Annotated in this window: 26 protein-coding genes; 17 read left to right on the top strand and 9 right to left on the bottom strand. The window is 54.1% G+C overall.

What is annotated here, in order from left to right; genetic code table 11:
- Positions 1-186: 186 nt before the first annotated feature.
- Together adhE and REIFOR_RS15215 are read left to right on the top strand one after the other, a co-directional pair.
- Positions 187-2,877, top strand: a complete 2,691-nt coding sequence (gene adhE / locus REIFOR_RS15220; protein WP_100258371.1) for a bifunctional acetaldehyde-CoA/alcohol dehydrogenase — start codon at positions 187-189, stop codon at positions 2,875-2,877.
- A gap of 145 nt (positions 2,878-3,022) precedes the next feature.
- On the top strand, positions 3,023-3,274 hold the full coding sequence (locus REIFOR_RS15215; protein ID WP_100258370.1) for a DUF5062 family protein: 252 nt from the start codon (positions 3,023-3,025) through the stop codon (positions 3,272-3,274).
- A gap of 12 nt (positions 3,275-3,286) precedes the next feature.
- On the opposite strand, the gene REIFOR_RS15210 is transcribed toward REIFOR_RS15215, so the two are convergent.
- Positions 3,287-4,183 carry a DMT family transporter gene (locus REIFOR_RS15210; protein WP_227003706.1) on the bottom strand — a complete coding sequence of 299 codons (897 nt, stop codon included), beginning with the start codon at positions 4,181-4,183 and terminating at the stop codon, positions 3,287-3,289.
- 189 nt (positions 4,184-4,372) lie between these two features.
- Positions 4,373-5,326 (bottom strand): LysR substrate-binding domain-containing protein, encoded by a 954-nt coding sequence (locus REIFOR_RS15205; RefSeq protein WP_227003705.1) that lies wholly within the window; start codon positions 5,324-5,326, stop codon positions 4,373-4,375.
- Positions 5,327-5,436: 110 nt separating this feature from the next.
- Here REIFOR_RS15205 and REIFOR_RS15200 point away from each other — a divergent pair, with 110 nt between their 5' ends.
- The 3 genes from REIFOR_RS15200 to dbpA all read left to right on the top strand — a co-directional run bounded on the left by REIFOR_RS15200 (position 5,437) and on the right by dbpA (position 8,048).
- Positions 5,437-5,643 carry a DUF1127 domain-containing protein gene (locus tag REIFOR_RS15200; RefSeq protein ID WP_100258368.1) on the top strand — a complete coding sequence of 69 codons (207 nt, stop codon included), beginning with the start codon at positions 5,437-5,439 and terminating at the stop codon, positions 5,641-5,643.
- A gap of 296 nt (positions 5,644-5,939) precedes the next feature.
- Entirely contained in the window at positions 5,940-6,497 is a 558-nt protein-coding gene (locus tag REIFOR_RS15195) for an RBBP9/YdeN family alpha/beta hydrolase (protein ID WP_100258367.1), read from the top strand.
- 162 nt (positions 6,498-6,659) lie between these two features.
- Positions 6,660-8,048: an ATP-dependent RNA helicase DbpA gene (gene dbpA, locus REIFOR_RS15190; protein WP_100258366.1), complete on the top strand. Its 1,389-nt coding sequence runs from the start codon at positions 6,660-6,662 to the stop codon at positions 8,046-8,048.
- A 139-nt stretch (positions 8,049-8,187) separates the two neighbouring features.
- On the opposite strand, the gene REIFOR_RS15185 is transcribed toward dbpA, so the two are convergent.
- Entirely contained in the window at positions 8,188-9,603 is a 1,416-nt protein-coding gene (locus REIFOR_RS15185; protein WP_100258365.1) for a dihydrolipoyl dehydrogenase family protein, read from the bottom strand.
- A 43-nt stretch (positions 9,604-9,646) separates the two neighbouring features.
- Positions 9,647-10,096, bottom strand: coding sequence for a DUF1499 domain-containing protein (locus tag REIFOR_RS15180; protein ID WP_100258364.1), 450 nt, complete (start codon positions 10,094-10,096; stop codon positions 9,647-9,649).
- A 107-nt stretch (positions 10,097-10,203) separates the two neighbouring features.
- On the opposite strand from REIFOR_RS15180, the gene REIFOR_RS15175 reads away from it, so the two are divergent.
- Complete coding sequence (locus REIFOR_RS15175; RefSeq protein WP_227003704.1) at positions 10,204-10,635, top strand: MarR family winged helix-turn-helix transcriptional regulator; 432 nt, start codon at positions 10,204-10,206, stop codon at positions 10,633-10,635.
- A 42-nt stretch (positions 10,636-10,677) separates the two neighbouring features.
- Here the strand turns inward: REIFOR_RS15175 and REIFOR_RS15170 are convergent, their stop codons facing one another.
- Together REIFOR_RS15170 and REIFOR_RS15165 are read right to left on the bottom strand one after the other, a co-directional pair.
- Entirely contained in the window at positions 10,678-11,655 is a 978-nt protein-coding gene (locus REIFOR_RS15170) for a serine/threonine protein kinase (protein ID WP_158524410.1), read from the bottom strand.
- Between the two features lie 83 nt (positions 11,656-11,738).
- Positions 11,739-12,425, bottom strand: coding sequence for a ComF family protein (locus REIFOR_RS15165; RefSeq protein ID WP_100258361.1), 687 nt, complete (start codon positions 12,423-12,425; stop codon positions 11,739-11,741).
- 341 nt (positions 12,426-12,766) lie between these two features.
- On the opposite strand from REIFOR_RS15165, the gene REIFOR_RS15160 reads away from it, so the two are divergent.
- Positions 12,767-13,927 (top strand): iron-containing alcohol dehydrogenase, encoded by a 1,161-nt coding sequence (locus tag REIFOR_RS15160; RefSeq protein ID WP_100258360.1) that lies wholly within the window; start codon positions 12,767-12,769, stop codon positions 13,925-13,927.
- A 582-nt stretch (positions 13,928-14,509) separates the two neighbouring features.
- The gene (locus REIFOR_RS15155) at positions 14,510-14,998 is read left to right on the top strand and encodes a fasciclin domain-containing protein (RefSeq protein ID WP_100258359.1); all 489 of its coding nucleotides are present in this window, start codon (positions 14,510-14,512) and stop codon (positions 14,996-14,998) included.
- Between the two features lie 114 nt (positions 14,999-15,112).
- Here the strand turns inward: REIFOR_RS15155 and REIFOR_RS15150 are convergent, their stop codons facing one another.
- Both REIFOR_RS15150 and REIFOR_RS15145 read right to left on the bottom strand, forming a co-directional pair.
- Positions 15,113-16,123 (bottom strand): zinc-binding alcohol dehydrogenase family protein, encoded by a 1,011-nt coding sequence (locus REIFOR_RS15150; RefSeq protein WP_100258358.1) that lies wholly within the window; start codon positions 16,121-16,123, stop codon positions 15,113-15,115.
- 34 nt (positions 16,124-16,157) lie between these two features.
- Positions 16,158-16,448 (bottom strand): putative quinol monooxygenase, encoded by a 291-nt coding sequence (locus tag REIFOR_RS15145; protein WP_100258357.1) that lies wholly within the window; start codon positions 16,446-16,448, stop codon positions 16,158-16,160.
- Between the two features lie 98 nt (positions 16,449-16,546).
- Between REIFOR_RS15145 and REIFOR_RS15140 the strand changes: the two genes are divergently transcribed.
- The 8 genes from REIFOR_RS15140 to REIFOR_RS15105 all read left to right on the top strand — a co-directional run bounded on the left by REIFOR_RS15140 (position 16,547) and on the right by REIFOR_RS15105 (position 23,512).
- Positions 16,547-17,443 (top strand): LysR family transcriptional regulator, encoded by an 897-nt coding sequence (locus tag REIFOR_RS15140; RefSeq protein WP_100258356.1) that lies wholly within the window; start codon positions 16,547-16,549, stop codon positions 17,441-17,443.
- Between the two features lie 172 nt (positions 17,444-17,615).
- Positions 17,616-18,671, top strand: coding sequence for a biotin synthase BioB (gene bioB / locus REIFOR_RS15135; protein WP_100258355.1), 1,056 nt, complete (start codon positions 17,616-17,618; stop codon positions 18,669-18,671).
- A gap of 131 nt (positions 18,672-18,802) precedes the next feature.
- The gene (gene bioF, locus REIFOR_RS15130) at positions 18,803-19,984 is read left to right on the top strand and encodes an 8-amino-7-oxononanoate synthase (RefSeq protein WP_227003703.1); all 1,182 of its coding nucleotides are present in this window, start codon (positions 18,803-18,805) and stop codon (positions 19,982-19,984) included.
- The gene (locus REIFOR_RS15125) at positions 19,981-20,622 is read left to right on the top strand and encodes an alpha/beta fold hydrolase (RefSeq protein ID WP_100258354.1); all 642 of its coding nucleotides are present in this window, start codon (positions 19,981-19,983) and stop codon (positions 20,620-20,622) included. The genes bioF and REIFOR_RS15125 overlap by 4 nt, the downstream gene beginning before the upstream one ends.
- Complete coding sequence (bioC, locus tag REIFOR_RS15120) at positions 20,615-21,388, top strand: malonyl-ACP O-methyltransferase BioC (RefSeq protein ID WP_100258353.1); 774 nt, start codon at positions 20,615-20,617, stop codon at positions 21,386-21,388. Before REIFOR_RS15125 ends, bioC begins: the two co-directional genes overlap by 8 nt.
- A complete protein-coding gene (gene bioD / locus REIFOR_RS15115) occupies positions 21,385-22,068 on the top strand; it encodes a dethiobiotin synthase (RefSeq protein ID WP_100258352.1) in 684 nt (227 codons plus the stop codon). Before bioC ends, bioD begins: the two co-directional genes overlap by 4 nt.
- 228 nt (positions 22,069-22,296) lie before the next feature.
- On the top strand, positions 22,297-22,533 hold the full coding sequence (locus REIFOR_RS15110) for a hypothetical protein (protein WP_100258351.1): 237 nt from the start codon (positions 22,297-22,299) through the stop codon (positions 22,531-22,533).
- A 19-nt stretch (positions 22,534-22,552) separates the two neighbouring features.
- Entirely contained in the window at positions 22,553-23,512 is a 960-nt protein-coding gene (locus REIFOR_RS15105; RefSeq protein ID WP_100258350.1) for a putative metalloprotease CJM1_0395 family protein, read from the top strand.
- A gap of 99 nt (positions 23,513-23,611) precedes the next feature.
- Here the strand turns inward: REIFOR_RS15105 and REIFOR_RS15100 are convergent, their stop codons facing one another.
- Positions 23,612-24,367: a helix-turn-helix domain-containing protein gene (locus REIFOR_RS15100; protein WP_100258349.1), complete on the bottom strand. Its 756-nt coding sequence runs from the start codon at positions 24,365-24,367 to the stop codon at positions 23,612-23,614.
- A gap of 486 nt (positions 24,368-24,853) precedes the next feature.
- Between REIFOR_RS15100 and carA the strand changes: the two genes are divergently transcribed.
- Positions 24,854-25,984 carry a glutamine-hydrolyzing carbamoyl-phosphate synthase small subunit gene (gene carA / locus REIFOR_RS15095; protein ID WP_100258348.1) on the top strand — a complete coding sequence of 377 codons (1,131 nt, stop codon included), beginning with the start codon at positions 24,854-24,856 and terminating at the stop codon, positions 25,982-25,984.
- Positions 25,985-26,047: the final 63 nt, after the last annotated feature.

Raw genomic sequence — 26,047 nt, 5'->3', positions numbered from 1 at the left:
TTTATTACACTTCGCTCGTATCTCAAAAGGACCAAGAAATTGTCGTTTTTAACTGTGGTTTCAGATAGCCCAGAAACCGTTAAAAGCACAGCGCTCACCTTCAGCATTCCGACCCTGTGCATCATTAAAGGTCCGGCGCCCAGCCCTTTGTTAGATAACCGAACTTAATATGCTAGAGGTAAAATCATGACTCAACACCGAAATCCCGCCCTTGCGCAGCTCGATGCCCTAGTTGCTCGAGTGAAGGTCGCCCAGCATGCCTATGCCGGCTTCAGTCAATCACAGGTTGACACGATTTTCCGCGCGGCAGCCTTAGCCGCCTCCGATGCCCGCATCCCCTTGGCCAAGATGGCCGCTGAAGAATCCGGCATGGGTGTGATCGAAGATAAGGTGATTAAAAATCACTTCGCCTCTGAATATATTTATAACAAGTATAAAGACGACAAGACCTGCGGCGTTATCGAAGAAGACGTCGAGTTTGGCACCCTGACCATCGCCGAACCCATTGGCATTATTTGCGGAATCGTGCCGACCACCAATCCAACGTCCACCGCGATCTTTAAGGCACTGATATCCATAAAGACCCGCAACGGTATAATTTTCTCGCCCCACCCACGCGCCTGCAAGGCGACCAATTACGCGGCCAAGTTGGTCCTCGATGCGGCCGTCGCGGCCGGTGCGCCGGCCGATATTATCGGCTACATAGAACAGCCCTCGGTAGAGCTGTCCAATGCCTTAATGAAACATCCGGACGTAAATCTTATCCTCGCGACCGGTGGCCCGGGTATGGTCAAGGCCGCATACTCATCCGGCAAGCCCGCGATCGGTGTCGGCGCCGGGAACACGCCGGTGGTGATCGATGAGACGGCCGATATTAAACGGGCGGTGTCCTCCATTCTGATGTCGAAGACCTTCGACAACGGTGTGGTCTGTGCATCGGAACAGGCCGTGATTGTCATGGATTCGGTCTACGATGCCGTGAAGGCGCGCTTTGCCAAATACGGTGGCTATATTCTCAGCGCCAGCGAAGCCGATAAGGTACGTAAGGTGCTGTTGATCGATGGGGCCTTGAACGCCAATATAGTCGGCCAGTCGGCGCTTAAAATTGCCGAGATGTCCGGTGTCACCGTGCCACCTTCTACTAAAGTGCTGATCGGTGAAGGTGCCGAATTGACCGCCGATGAAGAATTTGCGCACGAAAAACTGTCGCCGACGCTGGGCATGTTCCGCGCGTCCACCTTCGAAGATGCAGTGGCTAAGGCCGTTATTATGGTGGAGATGGGCGGCATCGGACATACCTCTTGTCTCTATACCGATCAGGATGAAAACACCGATCGCATTCGCTATTTTGGCGACAAGATGAAGACCGCGCGCATCCTATTGAATATGCCGACCTCGCACGGCGGCATCGGCGATCTATACAACTTTGCCCTAGCACCGTCGTTGACCCTGGGTTGCGGTTCTTGGGGTGGTAATTCAATTTCCGAAAACGTTGGCCCCAAGCATTTGATCAACAAAAAAACCGTGGCAAAGAGGGCGGAAAATATGTTGTGGCACAAATTACCCAAATCGATTTACTTCCGTCGCGGCGCGATGGCGATTGCCATGGACGATCTGGTCGGCAAGAAACGCGCTTGTATTGTAACCGACAAATTCTTGTTTAATAACACGCCTCATGTCGAAGAGCTACGCTCTTTGTTGCGCAATAAGGGCATGGAAGTCGAGGTCTTTTATGAGGTTGAAGCCGACCCGACTCTGAGCCTGGTGCGCAAGGGTGCGGCGGTTCTGAATTCGTTCCAACCCGATGTCATTATTGCTTTAGGGGGCGGGTCGCCAATGGATGCCGCCAAAGTCATGTGGGTGATGTATGAGCATCCCGATGTCGCCTTCGAAGACCTGGCGTTGCGCTTTATGGATATTCGCAAGCGCATCTACAAGTTTCCGAAAATGGGCATTAAGGCCGAACTGGTTGCCATCACCACTACGTCTGGCACCGGCTCGGAGGTCACCCCCTTTGCCGTGGTCACCGATGATGCAACGGGTAAAAAATATCCTTTGGCCGACTATGAGCTGACGCCCAATATGGCCGTGGTGGACGCCAACCTAGTGATGAATATGCCGAAGAGCCTGACCGCCTTTGGCGGCTATGATGCCGTGACGCACGCCATGGAAGCCTACGTGTCGGTCTTGGCCAATGAATACTCCGACGGTCAGGCGCTGCAAGCGTTAAAAATATTGAAGGAATACCTGCCAAGTTCCTATAAAAATGGCGCACACGATCCGGTGGCCCGGGAGAAGGTTCACAATGCCGCCACCATTGCCGGCATCGCCTTTGCCAACGCCTTCTTGGGCATCTGCCACTCCATGGCGCACAAGCTCGGCGCCGAATTTCATATTCCACACGGCCTAGCCAATGCGCTGTTGCTGACCAATACCATTCGTTTCAATGCGACAAACTTGCCCACTAAGCAGGCGGCCTTTTCGCAATATGACCGTCCCAACGCCCTGCGCCGTTATGGCGAAGTGGCCGCTCACCTCGGCTTTACGCAAGAGCATACGGTTGATCGGGTCGAAGCGATGTTGGTCTGGTTGGACGAATTGAAGCAACAGCTTAATATTCCGCTGTCCATTCGCGAGGCCGGGGTCAACGAGACCGACTTTATGGCCAAGGTCGATCAATTGGCCGAGGAGGCCTTTGATGATCAGTGTACCGGCGCCAATCCGCGTTACCCATTGATCAGCGAGCTGAGGCAGATCTTGATCGACTCCTACTACGGGCGTAACTATGTTGAGAGCTATGAGCGTGTACAGATCGCCGACGCCTTTACCGAAACCCCTGCAGTGCCAGTGGCTAAGAAGGGTAAAAGCAAAGTCTGATTGAGTTCAGGCCGAACCACTCAGCCCGCCTCGGCGGGCTTTTTAATGGCCGCTGCTTTACCGAGCGTTGTGGCTTCGACTCACTAAATTGGTCTATGCTAGCAGGCAGAGCACGATAACAACAAAAGCATGGCCGGAGGTGGTAATGAAAAAACTTAAAGACGAAAAGGAACTGGTCAAAAAAGCGCTCGAAGAGGGCATGAAATACGGCGTGGAGCGCGGTGTCGTGGAATTCGAGGCAACCGATTCGCAGGCCGATAAGATTCTCTATCTGTATCGGCTCTTAGTGCACGACAAGCTGATGCAACCGATTCCCGAAGAACAGGTATCGCAACAAACCATGCGCCATAAGTTAGCCATCTGGGCGTCCAAACTCCAACCGGGAAGCCATTCTTAGCAGGTGATTGGCCTATTTGACGGCGATCGGGCGTGCAGTGACGGCAGCCATGAGCGCCGGACCGATGCCGCTGCCGAGGATAAGCACACAGCCCAAGAACTGACCAGCCGACAGAGTTTCGGCAAAAAATAACCAACCAAAAACGATCACCGCGACCGGTTCGAAATAACTTAGGGTGCCATAGACTGCCGTCGGCAGCCGTTGTAGTGCCAACACGGCACAATAGAGTGCGACGAAGCCGGGAATAAAGCCGATCGCCAGGAGCCAGGGGATCTTGCCGGCCTCGACCACCAAGCTCTGCTGGCTGGCGAGGCTGACCAGCAGGGTTAGCAGTGCGCCGGTGGCGAGTTGCCAAAAGGCTCGGCTGGCCGCCGGGGTGTGCTCGCTGCAGCGACGATTCACGATAATAAAACCGGCATAGAACAGCATCGCCAATCCGGCATAGGCCAGCCCAAGCGTCGAGGCTGAGTTGCCGTCTGGGGCGTCTTGCATCAGTATAAAACCGAGCAGCGCCAGCGCCATCGCTAACCATTGTTGAGGTTTGAGCATCTCGTGGAAAAACAAACGACTGAACAGGGTCGCCGCAATGGGCGCTAAATAAATTACCAAGATGGCGTTGGCCATGGCCGTGAGATTCATTGCCTGGATATAACAGAGAATAAAACCGGCCAGAAAGGCACCGCTTAACAGCAAGCGCCCTCCATCGCCGTCACCAATGCGGATCGACTGTCGGCTCACCACTAACCAAGCGCCCATAAAGAGGGCACCTAGAAATAATCGGTAAAAGGTCACGATCTCTGGGCTGAGCTCGGCCATGCGGGAAAAAACACCGATAGTGCCCATACCAACGGCGGCGACAATGGCGCTGAGCATTGCCAGGCCAGAGAGTGAGTGTGTGGAAGTTGCCATGGGGCTTAAGAGTCCGCGCTGGTATATTGATATGAACCGCAGGGTCTATTAAAAGCGGCTTAAAGTCTAGCGCAGTGACCGGCCAGAAACCCTTAGCTCTTTGGCTGAATTCGCTGTCCACATTTTCATGAAATAGTTCGGTGATGGATCTGCCCTAAAATACCTGCCTTTACAGAGGTAATTCTGTTGTCAGGGGATTGGGCCGATAGCTTGGCGAATGCAACGGTTGTTACCCATCTCGAGCTGACTGGCCTGCCAAAAGTCGGTCGCCTCGACGTGCAACCAATCACTAAATTGGCGAATTTTGTCGCGTTTGAAATGCGCCGGCGGTGCGACCAGGTAATAACTGTAGGCAGAGCACACCTCGATTTGACCGATTCGGGTCAGCAAACCCTGTTGAATATATTTCCAGGCCAGGCTGTGGCGTACCAACGCGACACCCTGCACCGCCAGGGCGCCTTCCAATACCACATGGGCGCCTGGGTAACGCATGGCCACCTTCACCTTAGGAACCGTTATACCGGCCAATTCCAACCAGTAGTTCCAGTTCATGTCCGGCCAAACATCTTCGATCAGCTGGACTTTGGCCAAATCTGCTAGGGATCCGATCGGGTTTTGTTCCAGATAGAGTGGATGGCAAACGGGATAGATATGATCGGACATTAAAAACTCTGATTGTAAGCCTGAATACCGGCCCGGGCCAAAGCGCACACAAAGATCTACCCGGTCCAATTGAAAATCGACCAAGGCAACACTTGAGGTCATTAAGACAGATAGGTCCGGTTGTAGTTCGGTAAAAGACCCCAGGCGAGGTACCAGCCAGCGCTGCGCAAAGGACGGCACCACCGACAGGGTCAGGGTGGTCGGATCCGGGTCGGCATCGAGTGCGTGTAAACCCTCCTGTAACGCACCAAAACCATGGCGCACATAGTGGTGTAACGACAGTCCAGCGGGCGTTAGACGCACCTGGCGATGCTGGCGGATAAAGAGTTTGACCGATAGCCGGTCTTCCAATTGTCGAATCTGTTGACTCATAGCGGCAGCCGAGACTGACATCTGTTCTGCCGCCGCTTTAAAACTGCCGATTTCAGCAGCCAGATAGAAACAGTAAAGGCCCTGTAGTGGCAGTTTTGCTCTAGACACTTAAGTTTTCCTTAACTGAATGGCAGCATTGATCGTTTGTCAGCCTAGTCAATAAAATCTATTTTAGCGACTGCCAGATCGGCAAATTGATTAAAAGGCGGAGATCAAAAATGGACTCAATATCGCAAGGGAAGAATGAAGTCATCGCGAAATCGGGCACCTATACTCTAATCGATGTTTGGCTGGTCCTAGGTCGCTGGCAGGAAAAGCGCCGGGTTCGACGTTATTTGGCCCGGCTGCCTGATTATCTGCTTAAGGATATAGGCTTGGAACGCCGTGCTGTCATGCTCGAAGCCGCGAAACCGTTCTGGCGATAAAGGCCTGGCGTGCGGGCGCTCGCCATCGTCCAACCCTTTTTAACCGCAATTTAGTTGCGGTTGATTTTTTTGGGGTTAATTAAAATAGACTTGTTGCAAACATTTTCATGGGCCTATCATGAAATGTCGCATCTCAATCCTAGGCTTATTGTTGCCCATTATTGGGCCTGATCAGGATTAGACCATGGTACGACGCTATGGCCAATAAAAGTATAAAGGGATTATATTGGACCGGTTAGCGGGATGAATCTGGCGATTCATTGCAGTGCGCATGCACACAGCTATAAGGATATTTTATGAAATACGTCTATCTCGCCGGTATCGGCAATTCTGGCAGCGATCATTGGCAGCGCCGCTGGTTTAGTAGCCTCGACAATTCTCTCTGGGTAGAGCACAGCGACTGGGATCAACCGGACTGCCAGGTCTGGAATAGCGAGCTGGTTCATACCCTAGAGGCGGTCTCGGAACCCTTTGTGATTATTGCGCACAGCCTGGGTTGCTGGTTATTCACTCATTGGCTGGGCACCGACAGCCATAAACACCTAGCGGGTGCCTTTTTAGTCGCCGTCCCCGACTGCTGCGGGCCGAGCTTCCCGTCCCAGGCGGTAGGCTTCGACACCATCACCATACCAACCCTAAGAGCTCCCAGTGTGGTCATCACCAGTTCCAATGATCCCTATGGTTCGCCCGAGCATGTCCTCGATTATGTCGATCGGCTGGGGGCGAGCCTGATTGATATAGGCGCCTATGGTCACATCAATGGTCAGTCGAATCTGGGTGTGTGGTCGTTGGGGCAGGAGATTTTCTTGCAGCTGTTGGCAGATATAGAACGAGACAGCGCCGCGCGGGTCTAAGCCCAAGGCCTCTCGCTTAAGGTCGAATAGTGCTCAGTCGCTTACGCCTGGGTAGTCTTTTCCCCGATCGAATTGCGCGCGGTGGCGTAAATTCAAATATCTGCAACAAATCGACAATCTGCTAGAATAGGGCTACTTTTTGCTTAATTATTAGGTCCTCCCTTGAATCAGCCGCTATTTTCAACGTTAAAGTTAAAGCCCGAGTTAGAATCCAACCTAGAATCGCTCGGTTTTAAAACGATGACGCCCATTCAAGCTCAGAGCCTACCGCTGATTTTGAAAAATCAGGATGTTATCGGTCAGGCGAAGACCGGCTCCGGTAAAACCGCCGCCTTTGGCCTGGGTTTGCTGCAAAAGCTCGATGTAAAGCGCTTTCGGATTCAATCCTTAGTACTCTGCCCGACCCGTGAATTGGCCGATCAGGTTGCCAATGATATTCGTCGGTTGGGTCGAGGCATTCACAACATTAAGGTTCTAACCCTTTGTGGCGGCATGCCCTTTGGTCCGCAATTGGGCTCGCTCGAACACGGTGCCCACATTATCGTCGGTACCCCAGGACGCGTTGAGGAACATGTCCGCAAGGGTTCGCTGCGCTTAGAAGACGTTAATATGCTGGTGCTCGATGAAGCCGATCGAATGCTCGATATGGGCTTTCAGGAAGCCCTCGATGCGATCATCGGTGAAGTGCCCGATCAACGTCAAACCCTGTTGTTCAGTGCCACCTTTGCGCAGCAGATCAAAAAGATTGCCGCCCGGATCATGATTTCCCCGCAGATGATCGAGGTGGCCTCGACCCATGACGAGCTGACTATCGAGCAGAAGTTTTTCCAGGTCACCGATCATGATGACCGGCTGCTGGTGTTGAAGCTGGTGTTGGGACGCTATCAGCCGGAATCGACCATCGTGTTCTGTAACACCAAAAAAGAAACCGACGAGGTCGCGGACGCGCTGTTCAGTCAGGGTTACAGTGCCACCGCATTGCACGGAGACTTAGAGCAATGGCAGCGCGATCAGGTCCTCGTGCGCTTTGCCAATAAGAGCACCTCAATCCTAATCGCAACCGATGTCGCCGCTCGGGGTCTGGATATCGACTCGCTCGATGCCGTGGTCAACTTCCATATAGCGCGTGAACGCGAAGTCCATACCCACCGGGTCGGCCGAACCGGTCGGGCCGGTAGTAAGGGTCTGGCGATGTCGTTCTTCAACGCCCAGGAAGCGCATCGCGTCGCGTTACTCGATCTGGAAATCGACCCGATTGCCGATGCTGAAGCTCGACCGGGTGCCGACTATTTGGAGGTGGCGGCCATGGTGCCGAAGATGTCGACCTTGCAAATCGATGGCGGTAAAAAACAGAAGGTTCGAGCGGGTGATATCTTGGGTGCCCTAACCGGTAACGACGGTCTGGCCGGTACCGATGTCGGTAAGATCCATATCTTTGATAACTGCGCCTATGTGGCCGTGCGCCGTAAGGTTGCTGGCCAAGCGCTACAGTCAATCACCGACGGCAAGCTCAAGGGTCGCAGTTTCCGAGTGCGCGCCATAAAGGGCTAAACCCAGCAGGGCTCAACGAGCGTTTAGCCCACTGAAGTAGATTGTAGGCTCGGTCTGTACCGAGCATAAAAAAAAACCGGCCTGGCCGGTTTTTTTTATGGTTTGAACCTTAGGCCGCAAGGCCGTAGGTAGGGCAAGTTTAACCCGTCTTAGATTTGGCGCCTTTGCCGACCAGCGTGCGAAAAAATTTCACTACCGGATTCAACAAGAGGTTGTCGAGAAAGACCTGTTGAGCGATTTGCCGCAACGCATCGGAGTAGGTTGGGTAGGGATGTATGACCCCCTGCACCTTGGCGAAGTTGAGGCCGAGGGTTTTCACCAGCTGAACCTGAGCAATCATTTCACCAGCCCGTTCGCCGATAATATGAGCACCCAAGACCTTGCCGTGTCGGCTGGTGATCAGTTTGATCCGGCCCATATCACCGGCCTTGGTTTTGGCCCGATCTAATTTATTAAAATCATAATGATAGACTCGAATCGAGTCGCCTTGGGCGGCCCGGGCTTCGGCTTCGGTCATGCCGGCGCGGGCAAATTCCGGATCGGTAAAGGTCGCCCAGGCGACATGCTCATAGTTAACCTTGCGGCGGATCGGCAACAGCGCATTCAAGGTGGCCAGCTTGGCCTGATAGTTGGCCATATGGCTGAGCAGATAGGGTCCGGCGACATCGCCACAGGCATAGACGCCCTTGGCCGTAGTCTGCAGATACTGATCGACGACAACCCCGCGTTGCGTTTTAATGTCGACCGCCGCTAAATTCAGACCGTCGATATTGGGTGACCGGCCCAGGGCTACGAGAATTTTTTCCGCCTCGAGAACCTCTTTGTGCTCGTCCCGGCTGACGGTTAAACGCACGCCAGTCGGCGAGTTTTCGACCGCGATCGCCTTGGTGCCGAGATGAAATACCACCCCTTCGGCGCTGAGCTTCTCACGGATCAGGGCGGCCATTTCCGGCTCCTCACGGAACATGACCTCGGGCATCATCTCAACCACGGTGACCCGAACGTCGAGTCGATTCATCGCCTGGGCCAATTCCATTCCGATGGCGCCGGCGCCGAGCACCAAGATAGAGTCGGGCAGCTTGTCCTGTTCGAAGAAGTTGTCATTGGTCAGGTAGGGCACAGAGGACAGGCCGGTGATCGGCGGCACCGCCGGTGATGAGCCGGTGGCGATGATAATTTTTTTACCCTGGTATTGCCCGCCGCCAACCTCGATAACCTTAGCGCTAATAAAGGCGGCTTCACCCTGTACAAACACCGCGCCGGCTTTCTCCAATACCTCTGGTGTCTCATGGCTATAGATGGCCTCACTGATCGCCCGCACCTTGGTCAGTAGGGCGGCGCTATCGACACTGATGTCAGCATATTTTTTGGCACTATAGACATCCTTGGCCTGGTTGATCAGACCCTTGCTGGGGATGCAGCCGGACCAGGTGCACTCGCCGCCGCTGCGGTGCTTCTCGACGATCAATACCTTCTTGCCAAAGCCCAAGGCCGTAAAGGCGCTGGTCAGGCCAGCGGCTCCGGAACCGATCACAATCAAATCAAACACTTTCATAGCTTCTCCATTAGCAAGGGCAGATTTATATCCAGGCTCTGACCTATTGGGCCGCATACAGTTCGGTGATACGTTCAAAGCGTCGACGATTCAGCCCCATGTCTGAGTAACCGGCGCGGCTGGCCGAGCGAAAATGGACCTGTTGGGTACTGTTGTCGAGCCAGAATTCGGCGTCATCGTGAAAGCGCATTTTACCGGTGGTGAATACCACATACAGATAATCGTCGGTCGCGCGCTTTATTTCGCCGCCGCCATAGAGGTCAATGGCTTTTTTAAGGGCGCTCAGGGTGGCCGCGGGGCTCTCTTTGGCGGCAAGGGGTTCGACCTTCTTGGCCGCATCGTCGGTCTGGGTCGAGACGTTATTGGGCTTTTTATCGATCGGCTGGAGCCGGCCCTGTTCAACCCCTAGTTCGGGCTCTTGAGCGTTTTGGTAATAGATACGGCCAACATTGCCGGTCACGAGCAGAGCCAAGATGAGTAGCGCGGTGGTCATAGCATTCATTCCCTAAGGTATTTAGTTTGTGTGCAAAAGAATGGCCGTCCGGCCTTGACTTGTCAATGCTTTGTGCGCAAAATATTTCCACCCTGGAGGAGATTAGTGTGACCGATCATAGTTTGTTGAAATTGGAAAACCAGATTTGCCATTCGCTCTACTCGGCGACTAATGCGCTGATCCGTGCCTATCGGCCCTTGTTGGCCGAGTTGGATCTGACCTATCCACAGTATCTGGTCATGCTTGCCCTGTGGCAGGAAGACGGGGTGATGATCAAGCGCTTAGTCGAGCGAACTCGCTTCGATGCCGGGACCCTGACGCCGATCTTACAGCGCTTAGAGCAGAAAGCATTGATCCTCAGGACTCGTTCGCAGGAGGACTCGCGACAGAAACTAATCGTCCTCGCCGAGCAGGGCCGAGCTCTGTCTGAGCAGGCCCTCAAGGTGCCGGAAGCCATCGTCTGTGAACTCGATATGACCGCCGAGGAGGCGGCCCTGCTCAAGAGCCTGACCGAGAAGTTGTATCGTCAGTTGCTCTAACAGATCGTCATCAGATTCAGTTACCGGGAAGCACACAGAGGCCTATAACTTAATGTCTTGCAGATTGGCCCACTGCTCGCGCAGCTGCAACAGATGTTCGCCCCAATAGCGTTCGGTGCCCAACCAGGGGAAGGCAAACGGAAAGGCCGGATCGGACCAGCGGCGTGCAATCCATAGGTTGTGGCGGACCATATGGGTGGTGCGTAAAGCCTCGATCAACTTGACCTCGGTGCGCGGAAAGGCGCGGAACTGTTGGTAGCCCTGCTCCAGTTCGTTGAGTTGCTGCTGCTGTTCGGTTTCCGGACCGGACAGCAACTTCCAAATATCCTGCATGGCCGGCCCCATGACCGTGTCGTCAAAATCCACCAAGAGTATGTTCTCGTCTCGCGTTAGGATATTGCCGGCATGGAAATCGCCGTGAATTCTGAACTGATCGGTTGTCTCCAGCACCGCCTGGAACGGGCGCATTAAGCCTTCGAGCGCGGCAAGCGTGGATAAATAGTTGGCGCGAATACTGTCTGGGATGAGATCGCTGGCTGAGAAGAACTGCTGCGCCTGGACGATTGGCTCGATCAGCGACAGGTGCGGCCGGGTGATGAAGGCATCCAGCTGGCCACAGTTGTGCATTCGACCGAGCATCTGGCCGATTCGATAAAGCTTGCCGGGGTCGTCCAGTTCTAATGCGTGACCGGCGCGCATTGGGAAACACGTAAAGAAAAAGCCATCGCGCTCATGCAATATATCGCCCTTGACCTCAAGCGCAGGCACAACCGAGATATCGTCATCAGATAACTGCTGGGTGTAGGCCAGCTCTTCCCGAATTTGCGCTTCATTCCAGCGCCCGGGCCGATAGACCTTAACCACAATTGGCTGGCTGTCTTCAATGCCGACCCGATAGACGCGATTCTCATAGCTGTTTAGCGGGTAGATTCGGTAGTCGGTATCTATATCAAGCGACTCCAGCCAGTCGATCAGACGGTCCTGGGACAGCAAGGCATAGGGGTGTTGGGCTTCGCTCATACCGCGCATCCGACAAAAAGAACCAGTGTACTCCGGAATGTGGATGAAGGATCTAATATCCGCCAGCCGAGCGGCGCCCGACCCTAGAGGGGAGTTCGGGCCAGGATCCAGATGCTGACAAACTGGCAGCCGTTGTTCTTTAGTAGGGCCGTCAATTCGGCGGCGGTGGACCCTGAGGTGATCACATCATCGACCAGAGCCACGGATCGTGGCGGCCTATCCGTCAGCGCAAAGGCACCGCTGAGCATTGTCCGGCGCTGACGCTTATCCAAGCCCTCCAGCGCGGTTGTCGCCTTGATTCGACGAACCCCGCGCCACTGTGGCATGGACCAATGCTCACCGATTTGTCGCGCGAGCCACTCGGCCTGATTAAAACCCTTCTGCTGCTGCTTGCGATAATGCATGGGCACGGCCAATAGCGCATCGGGTTTGAACAGCGCGCTCTGCTGTGTCAGCCAGAGCCTGACCAACGCGCGCCCAGCCGCTATATTGTGTTGGTATTTGAACTGATGAATCAGATGGCGAGACAAGCCCTCAAAATGCCAGGCGCAATGCAATGAATCCCAAGATGGCGGTTTTTTTTGGCAAGCACCACAGACTTCAAAACTGTTACCCGGCGCACCACAGCTGGGGCATGGGTATTCGACACGCACTAGATAAGACTGGCAGACCGAGCACAAAGCGCTATCGGGCTGCGCTTGCAAGCAAGCGGGGCAGAGTAACGGCAGGGCGTGACGTAACGATTTGATCAGGGAGCTCAACATGGTCATTCGACGGCATCTTCACCAAGGTTCGGGGCAACTCTACTACCCTATTTCAGATTGGAGTCGCCAGTGGGCTGATGGTAGTTTTTTTAGGCGGGCTTGCCAATGATTGGGTCTGCGTCGCGTCGGAGTAGCAAATTAGTATTAGTTGTGGGTGTGGTGGTATAAACATAAGTAACTTAGGCCTAGGCCAATAGGATGTATAATGGCGCGAATTATACCGCCCCAGATCTATGCGTGACCTAGCCCGTGGCAACATCCAACGTAACAACGGTGGGCAGAGGCTGAATTCAGCACCCCCAGCCGTTACGCACTAAGACATTAATGCAGCAATACAGGACAATCAGATGCTTAACTTCAGTTTTCAAAACGCGACCCATATTTATTTTGGCGAAGGTCAAATTAAAGCGCTCAGCAACGCCATCCCCAAAGATGCCAAGGTGTTAGTTACCTATGGCGGCGGGTCGATTAAAACCAATGGTGTTTACGACCAAGTGGTTGCGGCCTTAGCAGAGCATAGCTGGTTTGAGTTTGCCGGTATTGAACCGAACCCAAGTTATGCCACGCTGATGAAGGCGCAGGCGTTGATTGAACAGCATGACATCGACTATTTGCTTGCTGTGGGGGGCGGTTCGGTTATTGATGGTACCAAGTTCATCGCTGCCGCGGCTTTGTATGATGGGGCAGACCCATGGGATATTATTGCCCAAGGGGCGGAAATAAAGAGCGCATTGCCCATTGGTTGCGTGTTGACGCTACCGGCAACTGGATCGGAATCTAACACCGCCGCAGTGGTGACCCGTGATGGACACAAACTGCCATTCCGCAATGATTTGGTGCGCCCAGCGTTCGCGGTGTTGGATCCGGCGGTTACCTTGTCCTTGTCAGATCGTCAAATCAGCAACGGTGTTGTCGATGCTTTTGTGCATACCGTTGAGCAATACCTGACCTACAGCGTCAATGCCAAGGTGCAGGATCGCTTCGCCGAAGGTTTGCTGCAAACTCTTATTGAGGAAGGTCCAAAAGCATTGGCCGCGGACACCAAGAATGATTTAGCGGTGCGGGCAAATATTATGTGGGCGGCCAGTATGGCACTCAACGGACTCATCGGTGCCGGTGTGCCACAAGATTGGGCCACCCATATGATTGGCCACGAGTTAACCGGCGCCTATGGCATCGACCATGCACGCACCCTATCTATCGTGCTCCCGGCGATACTAAAAATACGCACCGAGGCAAAGCGGGACAAACTGTTGCAATATGCCGAGCGCGTTTGGCAACTAACCGATGGCACGGAGGCGGTCCGCATCCAAAGAGCAATTGAACTTACCGAAGAGTTCTTTGTGGCGATGCAACTGCCAACCCGATTAATGGACGTCAATCTGGATGAAACCCATATTGATGGCCTGATTGAGAGTCTCACGCAACATGGCATGGTTCAGCTTGGAGAGCACGGGGATATTACGCCCGACGTAAGCCGAGAAATTTTAAGACTGGCGCTCGTTTAAACGGGTCCCACGGCGTACCCGACCTATGGGTGCGCCGACGCTGCGATAAAACCCCACTCATGGAACTATTTCGATAATTAAACTCACCTATCTGCAATCCTTTCAGGTTCCGCCAAGACGTTAACCCGAAACGGAGCATCTTGCTGATGTATTTCGACGGTAAAGTGGTATTTACAAAGCAAAGGTAGATGAGTATTTTTGAACTTCTATTATGATAAAGGTGCATTTTGGAAAGGTAGGTCGATGATGAGTATTGGTTTTCAGACCGAAAAATATTGTTTTTGACGGCCGAGTTGGCCCGGCAACACTGCTCAGAAAATAGTACCCCGAATGGGCTACAGCCTACTAAACATAGGTGGGCATCTCGCAACCAAGAATCTATGACTGATCAGCCCCCTCCGCAAAACTCCTCAATAATAGTCGAATCAATAGTAATTGTATTCGATGCGTTTGGTCGCCACGACGCTAAATTAAAATCGGATTATAAATCTTGTTAATGGACTATTTAGTTATTTTTATTAATCCAATTTAATATTTTCCTGCGTATTAATTTCGCCTTTAATCAAAACAGGAAAAATCATAATGAAATTGACAAACATTTTCTTATCAGCAGTCGTAACCGCATCGCTTGCCGTTGCGAGTTTTGTAAGCGCGGACCACCATGGTGCCAAAAAAGACATAGTGGATACCGCGGTCGCCGCAGGTAGCTTTACCACCCTAGTAACTGCAGTGCAGGCCGCCGATCTGGTAGCGACCTTGAAAGGCAAAGGGCCATTCACTGTTTTCGCGCCAAATGATGCCGCTTTCGCCAAAATTCCGGCGGCTACGTTAAATGGTTTGGTCGCCGATAAGGAAGCCTTAACCGGCGTTTTGGGCTTCCACGTGGTATCCGGTAAGTTTCTCGCAGCAGATGTAGTCGGTCTGGACGAGGTCACTACCATTACTGGCAGTACACTCACCATTAAAGTCATGGGCGGTTCTGTTTATGTCAATGGTTCACTGGTCATCGCGACCGACATTGCAACCTCCAATGGTGTTATTCATGTGATCGACACCGTCATTACGAAGTAAACCCTAGTGGTAGAAAAGCCCCATTGCTGTCGGCAATGGGGCTTTTTTTTGGCGCATCGAAAATGCCATTTAGAGCCGATTTCAGGCTCTTTTTACCTTCGCTGGACGCGCTTTTTAGAAGCCCTCAACCACTATTTTACCCTTTGCCGTTCCTGTCTCAATTAGGGCATGGGCGGCGCGGATATTTTCTGCGTTAATAGGCGCTAAGATTTCACTCACTGTGGTGCGAATGCGGCCGGCATCGACCTCGTTGGCCACATAGGTTAGCAAGCGATGCTGCTCAATCATATCCGGCGTCTGATGCATGGCGCGAGCGAACATAAACTCCCAATGTAAGCTGGCCGACTTGGACTTCATACCAGCCATCGCCATCGGCTGGTCAGTGCCATCAATGGTCACGATGCCGCCTTGCGGGCGGATCAGTTCAACAGCCGTATCCCAATGGCGCATATCGTTCAATATCGCAATGTGATCGACTTGGTGGAAGCCCAGAGCACGCACTTGCTCGACCATCGGTTGGTTATGATTGACAACATGGTCGGCACCGAGCTCGGTGACCCAAGTTGCCGTCTCAGGGCGCGACGCGGTGGCAATGATGACCAATCCCGCGGCCTTGGCCAGCTGGATCGCGATTGAGCCGACCCCACCGCCGGCACCGATGATTAACACCGATTCGCCCTTGTTGGCGCCATCGCGGTCGATCCCTAAGCGCTCGAAAAAGGCCTCATAAGCGGTAATGGTGGTCAAGGGTAGCGCGGCGGCTTCAGCAAAGCTGAGACTCTTGGGCTTGAAGCCCACGATGCGTTCATCGACCAGCTGAAACTCGGCATTGGAGCCGGACCGGGTAATATCACCGGCGTAGTAGACCTCATCGCCGACCTTGAACAGAGTAACGTCGGGGCCGACGGCTTCAACGATGCCGCTGGCATCCCAACCGAGCACGCGCGGAATATCCTCTACTATGTCCTTAGGGCTGCGGACTTTGGTATCCACTGGGTTGATCGACACGGCGTACACTGAGACCAGTAAATCAGTCCCTAAGGCAGTAGGCTTGGGCAGTTCCACGTCGAGGAAGGCTTGCGGGTTTTCGATAGGCAGATAGTGAGTCAGGGCTACGGCTTTCATGGGTAAATCTCCGGTTTTCAAAATACTAAAATGATCAGCCAATGCTGGTCATCTCATTCAAGGTAAATTCGCTTACAGCACCGTCAGTGGCCTGCATATAGGCTGCCAAATGAGGCCTATTCATATGGGCCTGCCATAACTCGCGGGTCGCCCAGGTCTCATAAAACATGAAGTGCGCCGGATCGTTATTGTCGCGATGCAACTCATAGCGGATGCAGCCCGGTTCGCCGAGGGTGATGGCAATCAATTTTTCCAATTCGGCTTGAACGAGGGGGATCTGACCGAGATTGGCATAGATATTAGCGACAATGGTGATTTGGGTCATGGGGTCAGCCCGTATGAGAACGAAGTCTAAACTGTATCCGATCGGATTAAGCGGATAAACTAGCGCTACCCGTAATTATAATCCGCCATGGTCGTACAATGCTGCTTGCTAACATCGCGCTGTTTTTAAAGATTGTCGAAAAAGGCGGCTTGGCTGCGGCCGGTCGAGAAGTGGGCCTGTCCTCGACAACGGTATCTGAGCGGCTGGCTGCGCTGGAAACCCATTTTGGTGTGGTGCTGCTGAATCGCACGACCCGGGCCATTAGCCTGACCGACGAAGGGCGCACCCTCTTAGAGGGCGCTAAAATGGTACTGGGCGAAGTTGAGGACCTGGAAACGCGCATCCGTTTGGGTGCTCAAACCCTGTCCGGGCCGATACGGATTAGCGCTCCTAGTGATATTGGACGGACCCATGTATCCGCCGCTATCAGCAGTTTTTTAGCCAAACACCCAGCCATTTCCATCGAATTGGTGCTGTCGGACGGCTATGTCGATTTTGTCGGTCAGGGTTTGGATATTGCATTGCGCTTTGGTTCGGTTACCGACAGCTCCTTGCGCGTTAGAAGCCTGGGCCTGCAGCGGCGACTGGTCTGTGCTGCGCCCGCCTATCTGGCAAAACACGGGATGCCCAAAAAGCCGGTCGATCTCAAAAAACACAATTGCCTGGTGATGCGCTTTGGTGCCAATTTGGACAATGTTTGGCGCTTTGGTGCCAACGCGCTGCAACAGATTGTGACCGTGCGCGGCGATCGAATTGCCAACGATGGCGCCTTGGTCCATCAATGGGCCCTGGCCGGTTTCGGCATCAGTCTGAAGTCAGAACTGGATGTCAGGCCGGATATTCTAGCCGGGCGTCTGATTGAACTGTTGGCCGACTTCTCCCCTCCCCCTGCGCCCTTGCAAATCCTCTTCCCCCCCAGCCGTGCCCAGCCTAAGCGGGTGCGTGAGTTGGCCGACCATCTGGCGCTGTTGATCGAGGGTTTGGAGCAGGGCTGAGGCCATTTCGCGCTCGGCATGGGGTCATGGCGACGGACGCGTGAACGGGCTACCCCAGTCAATTCAAAGCTGTTTGTTTTTTAACCAGATGTAAGGTTAGTCGATATAGTAAATTGACTTTGGCCGCCATGGCGCTACTATCGGCGCCATTCCATTGATTTTGAGAACGCCGATGTCTGCCTCCCTTGCCCCCGAATTCCGTTATGACTGGACAACTGCCGAAGTTGTTAAGCTGTTTGAATTGCCCTTTAACGATCTAATGTTTCAGGCGGCCACCTTACATCGCGCCCATTTCAATCCCAATGAAGTTCAAATCAGCACCCTACTCTCGATCAAGACCGGAGCTTGCCCTGAAGATTGCAAATATTGTCCGCAGTCGGGTCACTACAATACCGGTCTGGCGAAAGAAAAATTGATCGCGGTGGAGAAGGTGATTCAGCAGGCCAAGGCCGCCAAGGCCGCCGGCGCGAGCCGCTTTTGTATGGGCGCGGCCTACCGCTCACCGAGCGAGAAGGATTTTCCTGTTATTCTCGATATGGTCAAGAGCGTCAAGGAGCTCGGTCTGGAAACCTGCATGACCCTAGGCATGCTCGAAGGCAAGCAGGCCGAGGCATTAGCCGGTGCCGGTCTCGATTATTACAACCACAATCTCGATACTTCGCCGGAATACTATGGCGAAATCATCACTACTCGGAGTTATTCCGAACGCCTAGAGACCCTGCAGAATGTGCGTTCTTCGGGCATGAAGATCTGTTCTGGTGGCATCCTGGGCATGGGCGAGGGCCTGTCCGATCGCGCCGGGCTGTTTATTCAGTTGTCGAATCTCAATCCGCACCCTGAGAGTGTGCCAGTCAATATGCTGGTTAAGGTCGAAGGCACCCCGATGGCAGAGGTTGAAGATCTCGACCCGATTGAGTTCTTACGAGCCATAGCCGTTGCGCGCATCTTGATGCCAGCGTCACACGTTCGCCTCTCAGCCGGACGCGAACAGATGAGCGAAGAAATGCAGGCGATGGCGTTTTTCGCCGGAGCCAACTCGATCTTTTATGGCGAAACCTTACTGACTACGGCCAACCCCGAAGCGAATCTTGATAAGGCCCTGTTCGTTAAGCTGGGTATCGTCCCTGAACAGCGTAATATGGGCGCACAAGACGCGGTTGAACAGTTCGACCCGGCGACCTGTCCAAAACGCAACAACGCCCGCTTTTACGACGCCACGCTGGTCTGAGCCTTAGGCCTTAGGCCTTGGGCCTTAGACATAGTCCCTAGACATAGCCCCTAGACATAGCCCAGAGCCACGGCCATCGATTGCGCAGCGCAGCTGACACAATCGCCCCTTAATTTCCAACCGGAGCGCACTTGCCCAGCAAGGCCGCGACAACTGCATTGAAAAATTTTTCCGATATGGCGGTCCATCTGGCTGCCCGACAAGCCGATCATCTGATGCGCAGCCGGCTGCAATTGCAGTCCGCGCAAAGCATTACCCCGACAGTCGATGGCCAGAGGCTGTTGTCCTTTTGCAGTAACGACTACCTCGGCCTGGCCAATCATCCGGCGATCGCCCAGGCGATGAAAGAAGGGATTGACCAGTATGGCGTCGGCTCGGGTTCCTCGCATCTGGTCAGTGGCCACCACCGCGAACACGAACTGCTCGAACAGGAATTGGCAGCCTTTACCGGTCGGGAGGCGGCCCTGGTCTTCAGTTCCGGCTATATGGCCAACGTCGGCGTTATGTCGGCGCTGATGTCACGGCGCGACACCATCGTGCAGGACCGCCTGAATCACGCTTCGCTGATCGATGGCGCGCTGCTCTCGCAAGCCAAGATGCTGCGCTTTCGGCACAATGATATGGCCCACCTCAGACGTCAGCTCGGCCTGGCCATGGGTAAGAAACTGGTGGTCAGCGATGGGGTTTTTTCGATGGACGGCGATTGTGCGCCCTTGCTGGATGTCTCCCGCCTCTGCGCAGAACATGCCGCTTGGCTGTTGGTCGATGACGCGCACGGCATTGGCGTGCTGGGCCCGCATGGATCTGGCTTGGTTAATGCCGTGGGCTTAACCAGTGCCGACGTTCCGCTATTGGTCGGAACCCTGGGCAAAGCTTTTGGCACCTCGGGTGCTTTCGTCGCTGGCGACAAAACCACCATCGACTATCTATTGCAGACGGCCCGACCCTATATCTATACCACGGCAACACCGCCGGCCTTGGCGGCGGCCACGCGCATGGCCTTAACGCTGGTGCATGGCGCCGACGCTGAGCGAGCGCACCTACAAACGCTGATCGGGCACTTGCGTCAAGGGGTCAGGCATCTGGGTTACCAGCTGATGCCCTCCGCAACAGCGATTCAACCCATTTTGGTCGGTGCCAATGAAGCCGCGCTGCAGTTAAGCGCGCAGCTAAGAGCGCGGGGCTTGCTGGTCACCGCTATCCGCCCCCCGACGGTGCCGGTCAATACCGCCCGATTACGCGTGACCCTGAGTGCTAGTCACAGCCTGGCGCAGGTCGATCAACTGCTTAATGCATTGGCGGACGTTACATGAATCGTGTCTGGTTACCGGGTTGGCATGCGAATAGTCAAATATTTGACGAATTACGTGCTGAGTTAGGTGCAGATACTGACGAAAGGGTGCTGTCATTTGCCGATACAGCACTGAGTCGTGCCGACTGGTTGACCGAGCAAGTTGCCGCCTTGGACGAGGGAGTTACTCTGGTCGGTTGGTCCTTGGGTGGGATGTTGGCCTGTGAGTTAGCCAGCCTAAGCGCCAAGGTCAAGGCCGTCTTTGTGCTTAACGCCAATCTCCAATTTGCCGGGGCCGCTGGCCTGGACTCGGGCGTGGCGGACGCCTTTATGGCTCGATACAGGATCAATCCAGTGGCCACTCGGGGTCGTTTTGCTCAGCTGGTCGATCCCGTTCGGAGCGGGTTTATGATGCCTTTTTTGTTGGCCGGCGATCAGCTTGCCAGTTTGCATTGGCTTTATGAAATAGACCTCCGTCAGCAGCCCATCGCATGCCCAGTGCATCTGTTGTTGGCGCACGACGACCTGTTGGTGCCGTTCGGCAGCGCGCGCCAAGTCTGGGCCGGCAAGGCCAGTAGCGTCACGGCCATGGCGGGTCATCACAGCTTGCCGCTGAGTGCGCCGCGTCGGGTTGCAGACTGGATAAAAGAGCATGGATAAGCGCGCCGTCGCCCAGGTTTTTGGTCGAGCCGCTGAGCATTACGACGGTGCCGCTCACCTGCAGCGTCGGGTCGCAGATCAACTTATGGCTCAGGTAAGTGAATTACCGCTACGCCAAGCGGGCCATGTGGTCGATCTGGGGACTGGGACCGGCTATTGCCTGCCGAGCTTAGCTCAACGTTTCCAACCGAGCCTATTGACCGCGCTGGATCTGGCTGAACCGATGTTGGCGCGCGCTCGACAGCGGGTGGCACAGGTGAGCCCGGTGCAGGCCGATCTGGAAAATCCGCCCCTAGCCGACAACAGTGTCGATTTGGCGGTCTCCAGTTTGGCGGTACAATGGTTGGATCGGCCGGACGCCTTTATCAACCGGCTGGCCCAGGTCCTCAAGCCGGGTGGCTATTTAGCCCTGAGTACACTCGGACCGAAAACCTTGGCTGAATTGCGTCAAGCCTGGGCGCAAGTGGATCAGGCAACACATGTAAATCGATTCCTGCCGGCCAGCGATTGGCAGGCGGCCATCGCGGCGTCATCGCTGACTCTTACCCTCTGGCACGAAGAACAGCTGGAGGTGCGCTATGATGCCCCACTGAATCTGGTGCGAGAGCTCAAAGCCCTCGGCGCGCACCATGTAGAACGACAACATACACCAGCGGTTGGCCATTTACGCCCGATGTTGCGTGCCTATGAAGAATTTATTTGTGCTGATGGCCGTTACCCGGCGACCTGGGATGTCTTTTACCTAATTGTGCGAAAAGCCCTATGAAAAAACGTTATTTTATTGCCGGCACCGATACCGACGTCGGTAAGACCCATATCACCGAGGCACTGCTTCGGGCTGGGCAACAGCGTGGCTTGACCACTCTCGGTCTGAAGCCCTTGGCGGCGGGTGCCGACCTGATCGACGGGCACTGGTCGAATGATGATGCCCGGCGCCTGCTGGCGGTGTCGACCCTTAAGCTACCCTATGAGCAGGTTAATCCCGTCTTGTTGCGCGCCGCTCTGGCGCCGCATCTAGCCGCCGACATGGAGCAGCGCCGGCTCACGGCGCAGCGTTTGGCGGGCTTTTGTCGTGGCACGCTAATGACTCAGCAGGCCCAGCTGACGTTGATCGAGGGTGCTGGCGGCTGGCGGGTGCCACTTAATAATCGGGAGACATTGGCCGACGTGGCTATAGAGTTGAATCTTGATGTAATTCTGGTCGTGGGTATGCGGCTAGGGTGCCTGAATCATAGCTTGCTCACGATTGAGGCGATTCAGCGCGATGGCCTAAGGCTTGCCGGCTGGGTCGCTAACTGCATTGATCCGCAGATGACGAGCTTAGACGCCAACATTCAGAGTCTTATCAGTCGCATCCCGGCTCCTCTGCTGGGTACTATGCCATTTTTAGGGGTGGGTGAAGCAGCCCCAGCAGCCTGGCTCGATGATCGGTTTTTTGACATATAAATGCTAATAAAAAGTCAATTTTACGTCATTTGGCGGAATCAAATTTGAAACCTACCCGCAAACCCAGATGGCGAGCAATTGCATGTGCGACGTCTAAGAGATTTATTAACAAAAAGTAACAGTAAAATTCGCGCTATTGGTTAACATATAACCAGGGCTGAATCTATATCAAAAAGACACCTATTTAGTTTTTAGCTTGGTTTACGTCAAAAGCGATAGGGTGGCGATATGATAGCGTCAGTAATGAATGCCGGAGGTGTTGGAGTTCAGCGTGGTTACGATCAGCTGAACCAAAGCGCCGAGCGGATTGGTCAAGCCAGTGTGGCACCCATCGAGGGTGGCCCGCAACAGGGGGCCGCTCCTATGGTTGAACAAATTCTGGCAAAAATCCAGGTGCAAGGCAGTAGCAAAATTATTCAAACAGCGAGCGAGACCTTAGGGACGCTTGTTGATATAAAAGTGTAAAAAGGTAACCAAAGACTCGATGTCGACCATAAGTGGCGTGTTCCCAAATGCGATAACCCCGACTTTTGCCCCGTCTGCGGACCCGGCGAACCAGCTGCGTCTGCGGCGGGAAAATGATGCGGCGGTTTTTGCACCCGTTGACGAGGCTGCCGCCACGGCGGGCTCGCGGGCCGCGCTTATCAGTCAGCCCGGCCGGCTCGAATCAGAACAGGCCTTGGCCTCTGCGGCCGCCTTGGCGAGCGGATCCAAGACCAATGGTTCGGTTGAAGCGCAGCCCAGCCTGTCTCGGGAGGCTGTTGACGCGGTCTCTGTCGACAATCGAGACAAGGCAGCGCACCAAGAGGAGCGAACTAAAGAGGCGTCGCACCAAGCCGAGCACGATCGTATTAAGCTGGAAGGCGAGGTCGATCTGGTGCGCGAATTGGCAAGCCTCGATCGCGAAGTTCGGGCGCATGAGCAGGCTCATAAATCAGTGGGCGGTCAGCACACCGGCGCCATGGCCTTTACATTTGAATTTGGCCCAGATGGCAAGCGTTATGCTGTCGCCGGTGAGGTGCCCATCAATGTCGGTCGAGTGATGGGCGACCCAGAAGCGACACTGCAAAAAGCCGAGCAGGTTCATCGGGCGGCTTTAGCGCCGGCCGAGCCATCGATTCAAGACCGCCGCGTGGCTGTCATAGCGTCTCAAATGGTGCACGATGCGCAAGTTGAGATCCGCCAGGTTGATCGCGAACAAAGTATCAAGGCTGCTGAAGAGCGTGGCGAGCAGGCCGAATTAAACAGAGAAGACGTCGCCATAACCGAAGCCAACAGCGCGGCGGTAAACGATGACGTGCTGCGCACTAGCACTGACACCGAGCGCTTACCGTTGGACGTGTTCACAGATATCAGTCAGGCCGGTAAGCAAATGGCCCAAACTGCGGCCTACATGACCCAGCAGCAACAAGCTGTGGGCTTTAATCTCGATACCACCGTCTAATCCCAGCTTGTCCTATTTGACCAGCAGCAAAATATGTTCAAGCCCCTCAAAGTAAGGCCGAAAGGCGCATTGTCGATTCCATTCCAGATAGTAGCGGCATTAGAATTTTTTGGTGTTGGGTACTCGGCGATACTCGGCAAAGACACTCAGCTCCCAAGGCCGCAACGCCAACACTATTCCAGAGCCATAGGTTTCACTGACTGGCAGTTTGCCATCTTCCTTACAGAGGTCATCAAACTCGCGCGCCAGCCGGCGCATGCTGTTTTGCATATGGCGGTTCGATTGACGAGTTAGCATGCCAGCCATGAAGACCAGTAGTTCGCCGGCCTTGGGGTTGAAAGTGCAGTTGAAGAACTCCCCGGCGACATGATTTTCGAAGTATTTATGTACCGGTCCGTTCTGAATCCACTTAAAGTTGCGCGACACCAGTGTGCGGACCCGATTGCCTGGCAGCAGTTCGATAAAGCCGAGCCGATCAAGTTTTGCCAGCAGGCGAGTGGCCTCGTGTTCGTCAAAATTATAGATAGACACTATATCGTCCAATGTCCAGCGGTTGATCAGTAATTGGGCCATCAACAATAACTTGATGTTGGCGATCAGATCTTGTTCGGCTTCCAGCGTTAACTCGTCGATGATCATCGAGCCCTCATGCATCCGGGTAATCAGGTAACCCAGATCGGCATTGGCCAGTGAGCAGATAGCTTCGAGTCGATTGAGGGTGAAGTGCCGTTTGGAAAACATGCGCTTAACATTGGCTTCGCTGAGATTTAGGTGGGTTGCGACATCGGCATAGGTAATTTTGCGCTCACGTAGAATTTTTTTGAGCGTGTCAATCAATTGGCTAGTTTGTGACATGGCAATGCCTGTTGGGCGGCCTTATGTAAGTTTGATAATGCCAGCTTTTTAAAGGCCGTGCCACAGGTGAGCAGGATTTAATGGTGGCTCGATCGGTTGCCAAAATGCTCTGTCTGGCCACCGTTCCTGGTGTTAAATCGGTCCATTAGGCGAGCCACTTAAAGGTAACTATTTGCTCTGTGCAGTGTGAGAAGGGCCCGTTACCTAAATACCGTAAAAATTTAATGGACAAAAAGTGCCAAAATCCTGTAATATCCGCGAAATTTTGGGCTGCAAATGCACCCAGCTGAGACGTTTGACCAGCAGAAACTACACCCTGACCGCACCAAAAAATTAGCTTGTCGTGGCGTTATGCTGCAACGGCAAATAACGAAGCGGGATGAAGTTATCTTCATCTCGCTTTTTTACGAATTGGGGTGAGGTAAAACCGGTCTAACGGGTCAATTTCTCAATCGTCCATTCATGCAACTGATAGGAGAACGGATCTTGAGTACGCCTGCCATACTCGCGCTCGAAGACGGAAGTATTTTCAACGGTATCGGCTTTGGTGCCGTTGGTGAAGCCATTGGTGAAGTGGTATTTAATACCTCCATGACCGGCTACCAAGAGATCCTCACGGATCCATCCTATGCCCAGCAAATCGTCACCCTGACCCATCCCCATGTCGGCAATACCGGCGTGAACTCGGAAGATGAAGAGTCCGATCAGGTCTGGGCGTCGGGTCTAGTGATTCGCGACGTACCGCTGATGCACAGCAGCTTCCGCAGTGAGCAATCGCTCGCCGACTACCTGAAAGCACGCAATATAGTGTCTATCGGTAATATTGACACTCGTCGTCTGACCCGAATTCTGCGCGAAAAGGGTGCTCTAAACGGTTGCATCATGGCCGGTGAGAACATCGACGTCGATCGCGCCTTAGCGTTGGCCAAGGGTTTTGCCGGCTTGAAAGGCATGGATTTGGCCAAGGTAGTCAGTGTTAAGGCGCCCTATCAGTGGACCGAAGGCAGCTGGCAATTAGGCGTTGGTCATACCCAACCCGATACCAGCAAGTTTCACGTCGTCGCCTATGATTTCGGGGTCAAACGCAACATTCTGCGCATGCTTGCTGATCGCGGTTGCCGCATCACCGTGGTCCCGGCGCAAACGCCGGCTGCCGATGTTCTGGCGCTCGCCCCTGATGGCGTATTTTTGTCCAACGGGCCGGGCGATCCGGAACCGTGCGACTATGCCATTCGCGCCATTGCTGAGATTTTAACTACCAATATCCCGGTCTTCGGGATCTGTTTGGGCCATCAGTTGTTGGGCCTGGCTTGCGGTGCGCAAACCGGCAAGATGAAGTTTGGTCATCACGGTGCCAACCATCCGGTCGCGGTACTGGCCGACCAGACGGTGATGATCACCAGTCAAAACCACGGTTTTGCCATCGAAGAAAGCAGTTTGCCAGGCCATTTGGTGGCCACGCACCGGTCCTTGTTTGACCAGTCACTGCAGGGCATACGGCATACTGACAAGGCTGCCTTTAGCTTCCAAGGCCATCCGGAAGCAAGTCCCGGTCCACACGATTGCGCGCCCTTGTTTGATCAATTTATTGATTATATGAGCCAACGCCAGTCCTAAGGTGACCCGACACTGCCCCAATTGCTGGGGCAGTTGCATACACTAGCATTCAGAATTTGTGAG

Origin of the sequence: Reinekea forsetii, from assembly GCF_002795845.1 — a bacterium.
GTDB classification, from domain to species: domain Bacteria; phylum Pseudomonadota; class Gammaproteobacteria; order Pseudomonadales; family Natronospirillaceae; genus Reinekea; species Reinekea forsetii.
The sequence above is the reverse complement of the archived record's forward strand: the minus strand, read 5'-3'. Positions and strand labels throughout refer to the sequence as shown.